Raw genomic sequence first — 17,133 nt, 5'->3', positions numbered from 1 at the left:
TAAATATGGCGCGGCAAACTGGATAGACTTGGCGATGAGAGCGATTACTTGATTGGCGAAACGATAATAATATTTTTACAATAAATAATTGAGTTAATCAGGCTGATAACAGGTTAATTAGAAATGTGATAATCAGTTGAGCATTCTGAGGACCCCATGGTATATTTAAAAACTGTAAGTTGTGTATTAGTTAAACACGATAATTAAATATAGTGAAAATACTTTATTTAATGAAATCAATTGTTGGGTCGGACAGCCTTTTTAGAAATGGGGAATTACAATTAACTACCGCGAATCAGAAGTGAAACGTTATAAGATGTACAAGCATGGAAAGATATGGTTATTCGCAAGTATGGCACTGCTACTGTGGCACACCCAGTTATTAACTGCGCATGCGGATGAACAGTGTGCCACACCTGTTGCCGAACAGAGTGTGGTTGCGGACGTCGCCGAGCCAACTGAAGCTAAGTGTCACGCGGTGGTGGCAAGGAACAATGTTATCTTCAATGGGGATAGCACTGCTGCCACTAATGATGAGTCTGCGGCGATTGCCAACCAGTCAGTGCTTAGTGATCAAGCGATTATCGATGAAGGCGATCAGGTCGCTGAATCATCGGCTGCATTGAGTAACGCGGTCTCAGTAACAGCAAATGAAGAAAGTCCCGTCTCCTTGTCAGAAGTTGAGGGAGCAGAAAGTGCTCATGGGCAATCAATATTAACGCATGAAGAAATGGCCACTGATTCGCTTGTAAATGGCGATGCTGAATTACTGATTGCTGAACCGGTGACTGTAATTAGACCTAATGAGATCGGGTCGATGGTTAACCAACCGGCACTTGCTAGTTCTGAACAAAATCTTCCCCATGGCGATGATGTCGTTAATCAATATCGTAGTGCTGCCCAAGCAATGGCGCATGACGTCACTAAGGATGATGAGGACGCTATGTCTGGCAACTTTGGTGTTGATTGGCATTTTGATGCGAGCACTGGGACCCTGACGTTAAGTGGTGGGACATTAAATAATAGTTATGGCGATAATCCATGGCGTCGTAAATCGTGGGCGCCAATGATTACTCGCATCGTCATTGCTGATCGAATTATTGCCGGTTCTAACATGAATAGTTTGTTTGCAGATCTCGTCAGTGTGATCCGGTACGAAGGATTGGAGAGGCTTGATACAAGTGCGGTGACGAATATGCAGTCAGTGTTCAAAGAAAACAGTGCGTTGGAAAAGTTAGATCTGAGTGCTTGGAACGTTGGTAATGTCTCGACCATGGTGAATATGTTTATGGGCAGTTTCATGGGTACCGAACTGACCTATCTTAATCTCAGTGGTTGGGATACACGCAATGTAACCAACATGCAAAACATGTTCCAGTATAATGATCAACTTCGAATTATCGATGGGTTAACTGACTGGGATACACGTCGCGTGACGACGATGACCAATATGTTTGCTAGAAGCGGTGTCGGTCATTTGAATCTAGCTAACTTTGATTCTGCAAGTCTGCTTGAAATGGATGGCGCTTTTTCTCAGATGCCCAATTTGGAAGGCATTGAATTTGGGGCGCGATTTACAGTGGCAAATGTCACTAAGATGAATAGCCTGTTTAATAATGACGTCAAACTAAAATCCCTTGATCTATCGCATTTTAATATGCAAAATGTCAAGGCAAACTGGCAAATGTTAGCTGGTTTGACAAGCTTGCAAACATTGACACTAGGGCCGGAGCTTGATTTTGGTCAGCATGGAACGCAACCCTTGGTAGGATTACCAGATATTCCTAAGAATGGCAAGTATACCGGTAAATGGGTCAACGTGGCTGATGCTTCTCAAACGTTCACGAGTGACGAACTATTGGCGAGATATACAGGAAACCAAGCTGAAACGGCTACTTTTGTCTGGGAAACTAAGTCAGCTGCGGCCATTACTGGTAATGACAGTACCCTCTTTGTGAATCAGCAATGGGATTGGTCCCAAAACGTGACCCAGTTAGTTGACCAAAATGGCCAGGCTGTTGATCCGGGTGTCTTGTTCAGTACTGATCCACAAGCGGTAACGGTGAGTGGGGAGCTAGTTGATACGAGTAAGCCGGGCACGTATCACGTTACTTTGACGTATGCCGGCCGTGAAACAACTGTGACTGTCACAGTTAAGGCTAATCAAAGCCAGCTCAGCTTACATGCACATGATGTCACCGTTGAAATCAACCAGGAGACAGGAACGGCGGTGTGGCACGCACAAGATAATTTTGACAATGCCACGGATGCGGATGGTCATTCTGTTGGTTGGCGGGATATGACAGTACTTGGTGAACTAGATTTGACGCGAGCTGGGGTGTATGAGGTCGTTTATCAGTTCACTGATTTAACAGGACAGTTGGTAACAGCAGTAACAACGGTCACGGTAGTTGCGAGTGCTGATAATGGTACCGATGGTGAGGCACCGTTACCGGGGCAACCGACTGAACCGGAAGCACCAGAAACACCGGAAGCACCAGAAACACCGGAAGCACCGGAAGCACCGGAAGCACCAAGTGAGCCAGAAGCACCAGAAGCACCAGTGGAACCCGAAACACCGAGTGAGCCAGAAGCACCAGAAGATGGACAAACTGCGAGTGCTGATGATGCTAGTGGCTTAACTAGTTCGAACGTGACTATTGATCGTCAAGATAGACAGTCAAAGATAGCACAACGATATGATTTGTCGGTTAATTCAAGCCAGCCATTGAGAAAAGTAATTAGTGAGCAAAAAAATTTTAAGTATGAACAAAAAGGTATGGGATTGACAGACGCGCGTTATCATCGAGCCAAGGAAACTAGTCTTCAATTAGATGAGCCCACAACTGGTACCACTAAGATGAGAGTGGTGAGCCAACTACCACAGACTGGTGAGCCCCAAAATCGAATAAGTTGGGTTGGCGCCGTATTATTGATAATCACTAGCTTTATCGGGATTATAACTAGCAAGCAGCGACAAGGTTAAATAAAGAGGAGTTTGGAAATTATGGAAAAAAAGAAAAATTATAAAATGTATAAAAGTGGTAAGGCGTGGGTATTTGGTAGCATCACTTTAATGGCACTCAATATGCAGCTAATGAATGGTCGGGCCGATGAGCAGGAAGTTAGTGACGATAAAGTGGAAGTTAGTTCCATTGTGACAGCGACTGTAAATAGTGTGGATGAATCACCAGTGGTTCAGGAGAACCTCGCGGCAACGGCAGAACAAGATGAAGCTATAATTCAGCAAGATGTAGGAGACTCAATTAAAGCTAAGGATGACATTAATGAAAAAGAAATCGAAGCATCTGAAAGTGTGGACAATAATATTCTATTACCAGTGACCCCTGACACGGGTACAACTAGTAAGCAGCCTACAGATATGGATGATTTGACAGCTGAAGATTCAAATATTACTCAGCATGTGGACATGGAACAGAAGCAGGATGAACGACTAGTAGCGGATGATTCACTCAGTCTGGAGTCCGGAGTAAGCAATGATGATGAACAGACGGTCGAAGAAAAAACAGTACCAGCTCGTGAATTTGAGCGATTCAATGTATCGAATAGTCGCAGTGATAACTCAAGTGAAGATAGTGATGCGATGGAAGGAACGTGGCAACCGGATAATTACACAAAGGGAATTAAGTGGCATTATGATGCGGCTAGTGGTGTTCTAGTACTTGAAGGTGGGGAAATCTATGATTCACAAGGTACTAATCCATGGGCAGATAAGTCATGGGGAGCACAGGTTGTTAAAGTTGTTATTTTAGATAAAATCAAAATTATTGAATGTGGCGCTACCTTTTTTGCAGGGTTAGTTGCTGTTGAAGACTATGAAGGATTGGAAAAGATCGATGTTAGTACGGCAACAGATTTAAGTTATTTTTTCTTGGATAATTTAAGTGTAAAAAAACTTGATCTTAGTAGTTGGCAGGTTGGCCATGTTGATGATATGGATTATATGTTTGAAAATCGAGCCGGGACGAGCAAGTTAACGACGATTAATATCTCTGGATGGGATACAGGATGTGTTACCGATGTCGATTATATGTTCGCGTCCAATGAATATTTAACTAATATTATTGGCATTGAGAGTCTAAACGTTCGAAGCCTGATTAATGCTAGTTACATGTTTTACCAGACTGGCTTAACGCAATTGGATTTGTCTAATTGGGTAACAACTGATCTTGAAGATATTGAGGCTGCGTTTATGAATATGAAGCATTTAACCAATCTTAAGCTTAGTCCGCAAATCCAAATAGATCAGGTTACAGAGAGCACCTCATTATTTGAGGGATGCACTCAATTGACTGCAATCGATTTGTCAGGGCTCGATTTCAAGAACATTACGGACAATGCTAATATGTTCACAGGTTGCACTAATCTTAAACAAATTACTTTAGGGCCGAAAACTAATTTGGCACCAATGGGGGAATCCTCAGTCGGACTTCCGGATGTGCCCAACAATGATCAATTTACAGGTTACTGGGTGAACAGTGCTAATCCTGAACAAAGATTAACTAGCGCTGAGTTAGTGGCACTTTACAGTGGTGAGAATACGCCGATTGGAACATTCATTTGGGAAATTAATCAAGCGATTCTTAATGTTCATGATGTCACACTTGAAGTTGGTGCTGATTGGAATTGGGCACAAAGTATCGATAGCTTAGCAGATCAATTCGGTCAATCAGTTGACGTGCAGGCATTATATGTCGATAATCAGCAAGCCGTAGAACTATCGGGTGATATCGTTAATACGAAACAACCGGGAACTTATCAAGTTACGTTTAAGTATGCAGGCAAGACGGTAACGGCATTAGTGATTGTGCGGGCTGATCAAACTAGCCTGAATATTCATGATATTGAGTTACCTGCTGGTAGTAGCTGGCAAGCCCAAGATGCGTTTGATAGCGCGACCGATAAAGATGGACAGGCGGTGGACTTTAGTGATGTGACGGTTACAGGTGATGTCAATACCGCTGTACCGGGGGACTATCAAATTACTTATACTTATGGCAATCAAAGCCAGACGATAACCGTAACGGTTACAGAAAATAAGGCCAGTTTGAATTTGCATCAAAGCCAAGTAATAGTTCATACCGATGGTCAGGGAACTAGTGCCTGGCAACCACAAACTAATTTTCAAAGTGCCACTAATAGTGATGGTCAAACGGTGGCATGGTCAGCTATCGAAGTGCTTGGCCAGCCGGATTGGACAGTGGCAGGTGATTATCAAGTAACGTACCAATTCAAGGATCAGACCGGTGTGTTAGTTACAGCAACTATGACGGTCACGGTAATCGTTGATGAAGCAGTTAAGCCGAACGCGTCCCAAAGTGACTTGCAAGTTCAAAATTCTACCGTTATGGTAGGCGATCAATGGCAACCTAGTGACAACTTATTACTAGTAAAGGACGTTAATGGAAATGCTTTAACTATTGCAGATTTGACTGTCACCGGTAGGGTTGATACTAGTAAAGTTGGTGTTTATGAAGTGACTTATCAATATACGGATGCTAATGGTCGGGTGTTGAGCAAAATAGTTACTATCACGGTGAATGCTCGCGTCGAGCGGCCTGATACCGATGGGGCGAATGCCAGTCAAGCAGAAAGACCTGATGAACATGGTCAGGAGCACACTGATAATGATCTGATGGATGCCGCTGACGAGACTAGTCATGATTTGGCGACCATTGAAACTGATAAGTCGGATTCTGGGACTATCAGTGAAGCCAATAACCGGAAATCTGGACAATTGATTGGAACCAAGCCACATTCAGTACCAACAACTGACCAAATGGTTAATACTATGGACGGTGAGATTGACGACCGTAGACTAGGAAAGGCTGACAAGGCCACGTCGTATTCAGGCACAACATCGATTGTACCCGCTACGGCTAAACTAGGGACAGCTGTGTTGCCACAAACTGGTTCGGCGCCAAGTCGGGGTGGCGTGCTGGGAACGTTACTCTTAGGACTAACATTATTTGGCGGCTGGTTGGGACGACGTAAGCAGCGATAGTAAGTTAGTGGCTTAATAATTCAAACGACTAAATCGACCGTACTTCTCATCTCGAAGTGCGGTCGATTTAGTCATTTGAATAGGTTATTGAACTTTAGCAACGAGTTGTTCAGTAAATGCATCCAGCGCTTTGATATCATCTGCTTCAGGGGCGAGATTAACGAAGACGTCCGGGGCACCCTGATTAGCCCCAGTCTTCTTCAACGCGTTACTGAAATCGGTAACAGCACGGCAATAATCATCATCATAGAAAGTATCGCCAGAGCCGGCACAACCGTAAATCTTGCCGGTTAAATCTAAATCCTGTAAGTCCTCGTAGAAGTCGAGTCCCTCTTCAGGGAGGGCGCCCTCATCGTAGGTGTAAGGGACGACAACACAAATATCAACATCGTTGAACTCAGTTGCGTCGGCTTGCGAGATTTCTTCTTTGACAACATCGACCCCAAGTTTTTCGAATTTTTCAGTAATAATATCGGCAACGTCTTCGTTGTTACCGGTAATGGTAGCAAAAATAACTTTCGCAGTAGCCATATGAACTCCTCGCTTTCAAATATCTTGATAAGCCGATTATAGCAGAGTTTTAACCTTAATTTAAGGCATTGGTCAGTTATTCACAAATCCGCTTGACCAGTGGTTTCTCAGTAGCCAATTCCATGCTATAATTTAACTATTAATGGTTATTTTACCGAAATTGATAAAAATTTTTGGTCGGCGCTTAACCAGGAATCTAATGTAAATTATAAATTGGCGAGGAGCGTTGGTTTTGTCTAGAAAAAACAAAAAAGAAGGTTTGGGTAAACGGCTTTGGAATTCAATTACTGAGCCGATTCCCGACGATGATAACGATGAACAAGATAATGAACAGATCCCGTTGGCCTATGATTTAAAAGACTCGGCCGCATCGAAGGCAGACGAAGCTGAAGCAAAATCAACGGTCAATATTCCCCGTTCAACGGCGAATAGCGGTAGTGAAAAACAACCCGTTGACGCGGTGATCGAACCCAAGAAAGTCGCTCAAAAAGCACACCATTCAGCAGCCACTAGTCAGAAGTCTGCGGCTCAATCTGCTACCCAGTCGAGTGCGACCACTAAACAGGCAGCAACTAGTGCCATTATGCATAAGGGGGCGGCTGGAAAGTCAACTGAATCAGAGCATACTCACGCAAAGCCTAAATCATCACAAGTGCAGGGTAAGACAGCGACGGCTGAAGATCTGGCAGCGGCCAGTCAATCAACTGCTAAGTCGGCGACCGCAGCAGCCTCACAAGTGGCACCTAACAAGCGTGCTAACAAGCGTGCTAACAAGCAATCGACAACTACGACGGCGCAATCAAGTGCGCCTAAAGCGACGGCTCGGCGTCAAGCAAGCAGTCAGTCAACGACTACTGCGACCATGTCTGAAGTACCAATGACGCGGACAGCTCGGCATGCGAGTCAAGTGGCAGCCAGTCAGGCGACGTCTGATCAGTCAAAATCTGCAGCAGCTAAAGCGCCTCAATCTGGTGCATTAAAGGCTACGACATCACAAGCTACGACATCGTCGTCAGCTGTGTCCAAGGCTGATGCGACCGCAAACAGGAAGCCGACATCGGCGGCACCTAAGCAACAGAAGGTTGAAAAACGGATTCCCGCTGATCACATTCCGCCAGTTGCGCGCAAGCAACAGCCGCGAATCGCGGTTAAAGGAACAGAACAAGCTGTTGATGACTCGCAACCAGAATTACCGTTATCGCGAGAAGAACTCTATGGTGATCAACAACCTAATGGGGGCAAACAGCCTGATAAGCCAACCATGTCAAGAGTAGCGCGTCATGGAGAGCAACGGGGTTCTAGTGATGAGCCGACTGATGATGAACGTGACTTTTCTGAGTTAGAAGCAGGTGTGAAAAATCCGCATCTTAAGAAGCAACCCCGGCGTTATAATTGGAAATTGATGTTAGCGGGAGTGGCTATTTTAGTTGTCGCTGCTGGTGGGGCCTTCTTCATGTGGAACCATGGTCAAGCGACTCAGGCTGATGCTCGGACGAATGCTGAAAAAATTGTGAGTCAGGTTTATACGTCATCGGCACAACGTGACTTACGTACGAGCGCATCCAATGCGACGTTGACTAAGTTGCAAAATAATATTGATAACATGAAAGACTCTAGCGAAAAAACGAGTTTGCAGAAGCAACACGATACGGCAGCTAAGATGCTGACCGTTCGGACTAGTTATCAAGATTTGCGTAATGCTAAGGGCTTGCTCAAGGCTGACGTCACAATGGATACCGTTACTAAGAATCAGCAACGGTTGACGACGACCGGTTTGACTAGTAGCAAGCCGTACTTTGCTAAGAAGTACGACAAACTGTTCAAGACGACGGGGACAACCGTTAAAAAAGTAGTGAGTTATGACACTGCCTTCCAGAAATTATATAACAAGAAGAATAAACTCAAGGCTTCGACGCCGTCAACAACGGTCGATAAAGTGCTTGCTAATCTGAAAGCTTATCGCAAAAAGTCGCAGTTAGCTGATAATGATTATCGTAAGTTGATTGCGGATCGTAAAAAGTTAGCTAAAGCGAATAAGACGACGGCTTCATCCTCAAGTTCTAGTACGTACAGTTATAGTGAACCAGAATCATCATCGAGCTCATCATCTTCGCTATATAGTGAAAGTAGCGCTGATAGTAGTTCCTCAACGACGTATAGTTATAGCAACGATACGGACACCAGTTCAACTGAGACGAGCGCTAGCACGCCTAGCTACAGCTACAGTGCAACGGATAGTAGCTCAACGACTAGTTATAGTGATACAACGTCTTCAACAACTGGGGATACCACGGCTTCTAGTGCTAGTTATGGTGATACCGCGAGCGCCAATTAATCGTTACTGCTTAATGAAGTGGATAATTAAAAAAGTCAGCACCCGAGAGTGGGCCAAGTAACCTTTTGGCACACGTTTCGACAATATTGATAGAAAAATTGTGTTTAGTTTCTTGAGAAGTAGTCTTTTCTTAAGAGATTGAACACTTTTAATTTTGTCCCAATCTTTGGTCGTTAATGATGTAAAGTTGGGTCTCCCCTTTTGGAATGCTCAGGGTAAGTTTAGCTATCAGTCATAGCTGCTACAACTTGTCAGCTGTGGCAACGAATGTATTCAACCGGGGGCCTTTGATACGTTGCTAACCACTATTATAGATGGTGGATTCTTAAGAGCACGATAATGACGCTAATGGCTAATCAATGCTAAAATGTAATTATAAAATTATTTATAATCGATATATGAGGAGTGTAAGGACATGACAATTACAATTTTTGGTAAAGGAAATATGGGACAAGCAATTGGCCATAATTTTGAAGTGGCTGGTAATGAAGTGACTTATTATGGTTCTAAGGACCAAGCAACACTATTTGGTGATATTGTGATCACGGCAGTGCCTTATCCCGCTTTGGCAGTGCTAGCCAAGCACTATGCGACCCAGCTTAAAGGGAAGATTGTGATTGACATTACGAACCCCTTGAACTTTGATACGTGGGACGAACTGGTTGTACCAGATGATAGTTCAGCTGCGCAAGAACTACAGCAGCAACTACCAGCTAGTCAAGTGCTCAAAGCCTTTAACACCAACTTTGCCGCGACACTCCAGAGTGGTCAGGTCAATGGTCAAGCCCCAACGACCGTGCTGGTGGCGGGTGATGATGATGCTGCCAAACAACAATTAATTCAGGCTTTGGCCAACAGTCCGTTACAAGTGAAGGATGCTGGTAAGTTGAAGCGTGCGCATGAGTTAGAAGCGGTGGGCTTTTTACAAATGACGTTAGCGGCAAGCGAGCAGATTGGCTGGACCGGTGGCTTGGCTGTCATTGAATAATCAGATCATTTTCATAGTCTATTAATTGGACGTTGTCGTAAGCAGTGCTTGAAAATTTTATTTCGAGTGCTGTTTTTTGTATCGGTTGATATTTGGGTACAAGCTGTAATTGCTGTAAAACATACCAAATTCCATGCTCAAGAGTCGCTACCCTAGGACTGATGGAAAAGTACGTGTTAGTCGAAATTGTTAGTACGTTCGATACGGTCTTTCAGTCAGAAGCAGCGACTAAATGATGCCACTAAAGTGTTACTGGCGACACGCATTTCAATAACAAGCCTTCTAAAAGTAATTAGTGCTAAGCGAGGGGCATTGGATATACATTGTTAATTATTATTCAGTATGAATCATGATTAACAAGTACAACGCGTATTGGATCGTTCACAGGTACTTTTCCTGTGATTGGGAGCGGGCGGCATGTTAATCATTACGGGTCAAATGAGTGGTAGTGGTATGATGAAAGCATGAATAAAGTAGAAAAGGGGTAATATATTATGCCAATGGTAGTAATGGCCCAAGCGACCAAACCAGAGCAGCGCCAACAGTTACAAGCGACTTATCCGGATTGGATTTTTAAAGATGCAGATGCTGTCACACCGGCTGATTACGGTCAAATCGAGGTCATGTATGGAAATCATCCTTTGCTAAAAACGTTATTAGCTCAGCCCAGTAATCATCTAAAATTTGTCCAAGTCATCTCGGCGGGGGTTGATTACTTACCGCTGAAGGACTTACAAGCAGCGGGGGTCATCGTTGCTAATACAAGCGGTATTCACGCGGATGCTATTAGTGAATCAGTGTTAGCGGCTATGTTAACAGTCGTTCGTGGCTACCATGCTGCCTGGTTGAACCAGCGTGGGACGCGGCAATGGCAGTTGCCGATAACCACGTCAACCTTGACTGGACAACAGTTATTGATTTATGGAACGGGCCAAATTGGTCAATCGCTAGCAGCCAAGGCTAGTGCGCTCGGTATGCACGTGGTGGGGGTCAATACTACTGGACATCCAGCTGAGCATTTTCATGAAACGGTAGCATTTACGGCTACAGCGGCCGCACTGGCAACTGCCAACTTTATTGTCAATGCCTTGCCGCTAACACCCACGACACATCATTTGTTCAGTACCGATTTATTTAAGCAGACTAAGCAGCGACCAATATTAATTAATATTGGTCGGGGGCCCGCTGTTGATACGGCAGCTTTAATGATGGCGCTAGATAATCAGCAATTGAGTATGGCTGCACTAGATGTTACTGAACCAGAACCTTTGCCAGCTGACCATCCTTTATGGCAACGTGATGATGTCTTGATTACCCCACATATTTCAGGACAAATTGCTCATTTTCGGGCGACGGTTTTCCCAATTTTTGCGGCTAACTTTGCTCAGTTTGTCAAAGATGGCACGTTAGTACGTAATCAAGTGGATCTAAATCGTGGGTACTAATTTGTGCCATTGATGACTAGAACGTTGTAGAGACAAAAAATCCGGTTGTGACTAAGTGTTTACAGACTTGGTCATAACCGGATTTTTCATGTCTTGAGTTGTCGTTAACTTCATTAGGGCTGTTTGAAATTCTCGGCAGTGCGGTCGTTAGGACCTTGGCCAACAGCCAAAATAAAGACGGTACTAATGATTAGAATACTGCCAATAATATCAAGCCAACCGAAGCTGACACCTAGCAAAGCCACTGCAATGATGGTGGCTGATAAAGGTTCGAAGGCATCTAGTAAGCTGACAACGGTGGGGCGAATATATTGTAAGCTTTGCAAGAAAAACAGGAATGCTAACAAGGTACCGAAAAGTACGACAAAGCTCAGCTTACTAATATTTAAGAGGGTCAGTGGAATATGGATCGACCAAAATGGCTGAACCATATTGAATAAGATTCCTCCTAGTAACATCGACCATGTGTTGACGGTCATCGGATCGTACTTAGTGAGCAACTTGGTTGGGAGTAACGTGTTGGTTGCAGATGAAACCCCAGATAATAATCCCCAGATTAATGCCCAGACGGAGATCACTAAGGTACTCGGATTGCCATGGGTCACCAGTAGGAATGAGCCGAGCAAGGCACAAACAATTGCCAGCCCTTCTGCTCGTGTTGGTAATTGGCGATGAGCCACTAACATCCATAATGCGATGAACACGGGACCCATAAATTGTAAAATAGTACCAGTAGCCGCATTGCTCGCTTCTACAGCCAAGAAGTAAGTGAATTGCACTGGCATCAACCCCAGCAACGTGTAAGCACCGATTTGTAATAAGTCGCGTGGTTGCCGCCAGATTGACCACAAGTCAACGTGAGTCACCAAACTGACTAGTAATAATGCAATCCCGGCTCCCAGCATGCGGATACCGGTCAGCCAAATTGAATTAATATCGGTCGTATCAAAAAGCGTCTGTGCCACGGCACCCGAGATCCCCCAAAAGGTCGCACTGATACTGGCGAGAAAGATTCCTTTAAATTCCCGACTGAATTGCATGGCCTACCGCCTCCTTCAGTAAAATCAACTTAACTTCCATTGTACATGATTTTACTAAGAAAGTGGGGATTGGTTATGCGCTTGCTTGTTGACTAGCCTGTTCGGTCGCGTCCTGAGCACTTTGTTCAGTAGTGTGTTCAGTTGCGGCGCTGGTTTGACGGGTGGTTTCAGCTAAGTGAACAAGGTGTGTTAAGAACGCGTGTGTTTTTGCCTGGTAATGGTACTTTTGACCAAGTTTGACGAGGTAGCCATTGATATAATCGACCTCGGTTGGCCGGTTATGAGACATATCTTGATACATTGAAGGGTAGTGCAATGGGTTGGCGACTTTGCTGACATAGTTAACTGAGGCAAGTTCTTCAGCGCGCGTGTTCAACATGGTGACGCCATCACGCTCGCAGACATCATAGGCCTCATCAATCAGTTGCCGACTCAGTTCATCAGCTCCTGGATAAGCGGCGAATTCGCCCATCGTAATTTCAAAGAGGGTACAGAGCGTGTTGACCACGGAATTAAAAACCACTTTTGCAAGCAGTGTTCCGCGAAAATTAGTAGTCAAGTTGGGATGAAACTGACATTTGTCTAATTCCGTGACGATTTTATGCGTCATTTCGTCAGGTTGCTCGGTGTAGTTAGCAAGGTTCATCGTACCAGCCCCGCGAGCACCAATAAAATCGACATCACCGGGGCCGTTTAAGACCGTTGCAACTAAGGCCGTTCCTGCTAACAATTTTTCGGGTTTGAAGTAATGCAATAACTTTTCAACGTGGCCCATGCCATTCATGCAGGTCAATACGTATTGGTGGCCGTTAAAAGCGTGCGCGGTACGAGTTAAAAAATCGGTTAGTTGCATCTGTTTGGTAAAAACGACCCAGACGTCGGGATCATCGTGATAATCTTCGGGAGTTGAGACTTTGACGGGAACTAAGTGTCGATTCTGGTGGTCGCGGGCCACGTAAACGCCACCTTGATGCTTAATTTGATCAATATTTGGTTGCCAAGTATCCACAAAATCAACTTGATTGCCTGCTTCTTGTAATAACACACCGTAACGTAATCCCATGGCGCCTGCGCCGAGAACTGTAAAATGCATATGTATGACCATCCTTTAAAATGATTTATTAATAAATAAAGATAAAACGCCCGGCAGACTAACTAGTCTGCCGGACGCGAGCGCGGGTTACCACCGGTATTCATCAGCAATTTACATTCCTGACCTTGAGCACATGATTAAGATGTGTCACACGATAATGGGTGTTAACCAGCCCAGGTTACTTTGATTTTACCCGGACACTCACAGTCGATATTCGTGATACCGTGGTTAGGTCTGCTTGCACCATCTCAGACTCGCTAGGGCTAACAATTGGCCACTACTGAACTGTTCAACGCTTTTTATCATCATTTATTAATTGTTTTCTAATTTAATGGTGCTACGCCAGAAAGTCAAGTTGCTAATTAAAAACGTTATTATTTAAAGTGATTAGGCGATTGTTTAAGTGTTGAGTGGGCCCCAAAGTTAAGATTGTTCAGAAATATTGAATCAGAATGCGGTGGCACAATTATTTTTGAAAGCGATTTCCATTCCGAGGTGGAATAGCGTACAATTGTAGGTGTAAATACGTAGGAGGAGTTCAACTATGCCAAAATACTTAGTCTTTATGGACATTGACGGTACGTTATTAACCGACCATCAATATGTCTCGGAGCGAACTCGAGCAACGATCGAACGGTTACAGAAACAAGATGTATTATTTTATATTGCAACGGGGCGCATGTACGAGCTTGCGAAAATTGTCCGGAATAAATTAAATTCGGATGTCCGGTTAGTCACATCTAATGGTGCGGTTTTTGATGGTACTCAGGGGCGTGAAATTACTAAGCTGGGAGGGGCTGCAGTTGAGCTTGCTTATCTGATTGCTCGTCGTGACAACTTACCGATGATGCTATTTACCCCGGATATGGCCTATTATACGGAGCAGATTCCTAGGTTTGTGGCGCGGAATGCGGCTAACTTTGATGCGGATGAAGTTTCGATCGGCTACGAGGAAGTGAAGAGTTTTACCCAGTTAGCGACGATTGAAGATCAGATTACCAATGGGGTGATTCTCAGTCGTGAAGACATGTCACGGTTAGATTCTGCCCGTGAAAAATTAACAAATAGTAAATTATTGCGATTATCATCATCTAATCCGAACAATATTGAAATGATTCCCCTCAACACTGATAAGGGGACGGCGGTCAAACAAATTCAGCGTGAGCAACATATTGATGCTGCCCATACGTTTGTCTTTGGTGATGGCTTGAATGATGTTGGCATGATGGCAGAAGCTGATCTATCAGTAGCGATGGGGAATGCCTTACCACAAGTTAAGAAGGTTGCTAACTATGTGACCGATACGAATTACAATGATGGGTTAGCCTTATTCTTAGAAAAATATTTTGCTGCGCATCCGTTAACGACTAATTAAGTAAGGTCAACTTACAGGATAGCCTGCTGTGGTTGTGATAACACATATTAAAAGCGATTCCTGAGTGTTAAGGGAATCGTTTTTGTGGTATTATTAAAATTTCGCTATGACTTAAGTGGTGATGATTGACTTTTACGTCAAATTTGGCACACTTAGTATTGAAGTGTTTTTAGGAAGTGATAACTGTTGAAAATTGAAATTTTACCGACGACCACCGCGGAGATTCCGCTAGCCATTTTGTCGATGACCAACCTTGATAACCGTGAGCTGAACCCGGCAATTGAAAAACAATTAACGACTCAGCAGATTCCCGTGGCCCAGCCGCAAAGTGCATTGGCTGACTTGATTCAGCTGATTCATGCGCGTCATCCCGTGAATATTAACGCGTGGGACATGAATGCACTAGGGACCGATCAAGTGCAGTTACAAGTAACGGTAATGGGTACTAGTTTGTTAGCTAGTCCGGCGATGCCACTAGCCCCTAATTTGGATAGTAAAAGCAGTCGGATCTTAATTGTAATTGGCGACAAAGCTGCTAATGAAGCAACGGTGCATGCGACGGGGCAGGAACTCCAACGAAAGATCAAAGCTTTCTTTGGTATTCAAGCGCGACTTCAATTTCCAAGCTGTACGACGCAAGCTGTCAGTTTGGAAACAACTAGGCCCGTTTCTTAGGCGTGATGTTAATGTCGATCAACTTAAATTGACGATCCTGGTAATCGACGCGACTAACACTAGTGTTTTTGAGGAGACGCGTGGGGAGTTCACGAGGACTGATCTGATATAGAAATGCGCTGAGCACCAGACCATGGGAAACAATCAGAATATTTTTGTCGTGATCATTGTTTTGTGATTCGTATAAACAGATTCGGCGGAGAGTACGGCTGATTCGGTCAGTGACACCGACTAAGGTTTCAGCAGCGCGCGTCTGATCGAGTGAATTAAACACCCAGAGTAGGGTTGCAAAGCGTTCTCGACTTAACATCAGTTTAACAAACGTTCCAATGCCCAGTTGTTTTCGAACTTGATTAACGATCCACATGTTTTTAGTGCCTTCAAGACCACCAAAGTTAAATTCACGTAAGCCGACGTCGATCGTCGGCTTTTTTATTTCAGGATGGTGTGCGGTGATAATGCGACTCGTTTGTTGAGCGCGGCCCAGATCACTGACGTAAGCAGCATCAAAATGAACATCAGCTAGCATCCGCGCTAACCGCTCGGCAGAACGAACGCCGTTATGGGTAAGTTCTGAGTCATAAATGCCTTGTAGCCGGCCCGCAGCATTAAGTTTAGTTTGTCCGTGGCGAACTAAGTATAAATGAATCGTTGTCATCACTAACCCTCCCATCAAATTAATTAACATAGTCCAATTGTAAGGCGTTACCTGCCATTCAACAAGCCTTTAATTGTTAATTGCCACTTTATTTTGCAGGATGGTAGTTGATGGCATTAAAAAACGCACCCAAGGATATGGGTACGTTAAGTAGCTACTGATTATTCCAATCTTCGTTCAAAACTTGTTTGTTTTCTTGCTTGAGAATTTTCAGCATTTTACGGCGCGCAGTGAAGAATGGAATTCCAATGTGGGCAAGGTTGCTTCGAAAACGCCAACGATAATGGTAAGTCCGGTCCGGTACGTATTCGGAGGACTGTACGTAGTTGGCATAACGAAAAGCAAACAATTGATCTTCGAGGAAATCAATATCTTCATTGAATTTTAGGTGGTGGGTGGTAATAATACTGCGAACAAAGGCCTTATTCCATGAGAAACCACCTACTGTGCCGAAGTTAATGTTAGCAATCAAGTCTTTTTGACTGTATGTTTTGGCGGGACTAGGGACGGCTAAGTAGCCGTAGTGTCCACACACAACAAGTTGCGTATTCGGCGCTGCTTGATAGGCAGCTAAGAAGGTCGCCAAAAAGTCTGGCTCAACCCAATCATCGCCATCAACAAAGCAAAGGTACTTGCCTTTGGCAGCAGCAATACCGGAGTTACGAGCTGCGGAGACGCCTCGATTATGGGCGTGAGTGATCACGTGGAATCGGTCGTCGCCTTTGATTAACGCGGCAATCTGTTCACCAGTGTCGTCAGTCGAACAATCGTCAACCACAAAGACTTCGAAGTCCGTTAAGGTTTGGCGTTGTAGACTAGTCAAGCAGCTATCTATAAATTTATGCTGGTTGTAAGCTGGTACAACCACTGAAAAAAGGGGTGCTGACACGCTAATTCCTCCATCGTAAATTTGGATACTGTTACTAGTATACCCATAAATTGTGATGAATTTATAGTGAATCGTCCTT

12 protein-coding genes are annotated in these 17,133 nt (G+C 44.3%); 7 read left to right on the top strand and 5 right to left on the bottom strand.

Annotated elements, in window-relative coordinates; translation table 11 throughout:
* The first annotated feature begins 274 nt into the window (after window positions 1-274).
* Both LP667_RS12125 and LP667_RS12120 read left to right on the top strand, forming a co-directional pair.
* Window positions 275-2,986 (top strand): BspA family leucine-rich repeat surface protein, encoded by a 2,712-nt coding sequence (locus LP667_RS12125; RefSeq protein WP_420889416.1) that lies wholly within the window; start codon window positions 275-277, stop codon window positions 2,984-2,986.
* A 21-nt stretch (window positions 2,987-3,007) separates the two neighbouring features.
* Window positions 3,008-6,025: a bacterial Ig-like domain-containing protein gene (locus LP667_RS12120; RefSeq protein ID WP_056988467.1), complete on the top strand. Its 3,018-nt coding sequence runs from the start codon at window positions 3,008-3,010 to the stop codon at window positions 6,023-6,025.
* A gap of 84 nt (window positions 6,026-6,109) precedes the next feature.
* On the opposite strand, the gene LP667_RS12115 is transcribed toward LP667_RS12120, so the two are convergent.
* Entirely contained in the window at window positions 6,110-6,556 is a 447-nt protein-coding gene (locus tag LP667_RS12115; protein ID WP_021730916.1) for a flavodoxin, read from the bottom strand.
* A 232-nt stretch (window positions 6,557-6,788) separates the two neighbouring features.
* On the opposite strand from LP667_RS12115, the gene LP667_RS12110 reads away from it, so the two are divergent.
* The 3 genes from LP667_RS12110 to LP667_RS12100 all read left to right on the top strand — a co-directional run bounded on the left by LP667_RS12110 (window position 6,789) and on the right by LP667_RS12100 (window position 11,324).
* Window positions 6,789-8,891, top strand: coding sequence for a hypothetical protein (locus tag LP667_RS12110; RefSeq protein ID WP_225420539.1), 2,103 nt, complete (start codon window positions 6,789-6,791; stop codon window positions 8,889-8,891).
* Window positions 8,892-9,306: 415 nt separating this feature from the next.
* The gene (locus tag LP667_RS12105; RefSeq protein ID WP_021730918.1) at window positions 9,307-9,879 is read left to right on the top strand and encodes an NADPH-dependent F420 reductase; all 573 of its coding nucleotides are present in this window, start codon (window positions 9,307-9,309) and stop codon (window positions 9,877-9,879) included.
* 494 nt (window positions 9,880-10,373) lie between these two features.
* Entirely contained in the window at window positions 10,374-11,324 is a 951-nt protein-coding gene (locus LP667_RS12100; protein WP_021730919.1) for a phosphoglycerate dehydrogenase, read from the top strand.
* A gap of 113 nt (window positions 11,325-11,437) precedes the next feature.
* Here LP667_RS12100 and LP667_RS12095 read toward each other — a convergent pair whose 3' ends face one another.
* Both LP667_RS12095 and LP667_RS12090 read right to left on the bottom strand, forming a co-directional pair.
* Window positions 11,438-12,364 (bottom strand): DMT family transporter, encoded by a 927-nt coding sequence (locus tag LP667_RS12095; RefSeq protein ID WP_021730920.1) that lies wholly within the window; start codon window positions 12,362-12,364, stop codon window positions 11,438-11,440.
* Window positions 12,365-12,437: 73 nt separating this feature from the next.
* Window positions 12,438-13,457: a ketopantoate reductase family protein gene (locus LP667_RS12090; RefSeq protein ID WP_021730921.1), complete on the bottom strand. Its 1,020-nt coding sequence runs from the start codon at window positions 13,455-13,457 to the stop codon at window positions 12,438-12,440.
* Window positions 13,458-14,001: 544 nt separating this feature from the next.
* Between LP667_RS12090 and LP667_RS12085 the strand changes: the two genes are divergently transcribed.
* Both LP667_RS12085 and LP667_RS12080 read left to right on the top strand, forming a co-directional pair.
* On the top strand, window positions 14,002-14,832 hold the full coding sequence (locus LP667_RS12085; protein ID WP_021730922.1) for an HAD family hydrolase: 831 nt from the start codon (window positions 14,002-14,004) through the stop codon (window positions 14,830-14,832).
* Window positions 14,833-15,018: 186 nt separating this feature from the next.
* Window positions 15,019-15,507 (top strand): hypothetical protein, encoded by a 489-nt coding sequence (locus LP667_RS12080; protein WP_021730923.1) that lies wholly within the window; start codon window positions 15,019-15,021, stop codon window positions 15,505-15,507.
* Here LP667_RS12080 and LP667_RS12075 read toward each other — a convergent pair.
* Window positions 15,491-16,165 carry a histidine phosphatase family protein gene (locus LP667_RS12075; RefSeq protein ID WP_021730924.1) on the bottom strand — a complete coding sequence of 225 codons (675 nt, stop codon included), beginning with the start codon at window positions 16,163-16,165 and terminating at the stop codon, window positions 15,491-15,493. The genes LP667_RS12080 and LP667_RS12075 overlap by 17 nt on opposite strands.
* Before the next feature lie 154 nt (window positions 16,166-16,319).
* A complete protein-coding gene (locus tag LP667_RS12070; protein WP_021730925.1) occupies window positions 16,320-17,054 on the bottom strand; it encodes a glycosyltransferase family 2 protein in 735 nt (244 codons plus the stop codon).
* Window positions 17,055-17,133 lie beyond the last annotated feature (79 nt).

The sequence above is a fragment of the Lactiplantibacillus paraplantarum genome (genome assembly GCF_003641145.1).
Classification (GTDB): Bacteria; Bacillota; Bacilli; order Lactobacillales; family Lactobacillaceae; genus Lactiplantibacillus; species Lactiplantibacillus paraplantarum.
This window is presented reverse-complemented; position numbering and strand designations above follow the sequence as displayed.

What these genes read in the sequence shown, in the direction of transcription:
- LP667_RS12120 (WP_056988467.1), top strand. Translation starts at nt 3,008, where the DNA reads ATGGAAAAAAAGAAAAATTATAAAATGTATAAAAGTGGTAAGGCGTGG.
- LP667_RS12115 (WP_021730916.1), bottom strand. Translation starts at nt 6,556, where the DNA reads ATGGCTACTGCGAAAGTTATTTTTGCTACCATTACCGGTAACAACGAA.
- LP667_RS12105 (WP_021730918.1), top strand. Translation starts at nt 9,307, where the DNA reads ATGACAATTACAATTTTTGGTAAAGGAAATATGGGACAAGCAATTGGC.
- LP667_RS12100 (WP_021730919.1), top strand. Translation starts at nt 10,374, where the DNA reads ATGCCAATGGTAGTAATGGCCCAAGCGACCAAACCAGAGCAGCGCCAA.
- LP667_RS12095 (WP_021730920.1), bottom strand. Translation starts at nt 12,364, where the DNA reads ATGCAATTCAGTCGGGAATTTAAAGGAATCTTTCTCGCCAGTATCAGT.
- LP667_RS12090 (WP_021730921.1), bottom strand. Translation starts at nt 13,457, where the DNA reads ATGCATTTTACAGTTCTCGGCGCAGGCGCCATGGGATTACGTTACGGT.
- LP667_RS12085 (WP_021730922.1), top strand. Translation starts at nt 14,002, where the DNA reads ATGCCAAAATACTTAGTCTTTATGGACATTGACGGTACGTTATTAACC.
- LP667_RS12075 (WP_021730924.1), bottom strand. Translation starts at nt 16,165, where the DNA reads ATGACAACGATTCATTTATACTTAGTTCGCCACGGACAAACTAAACTT.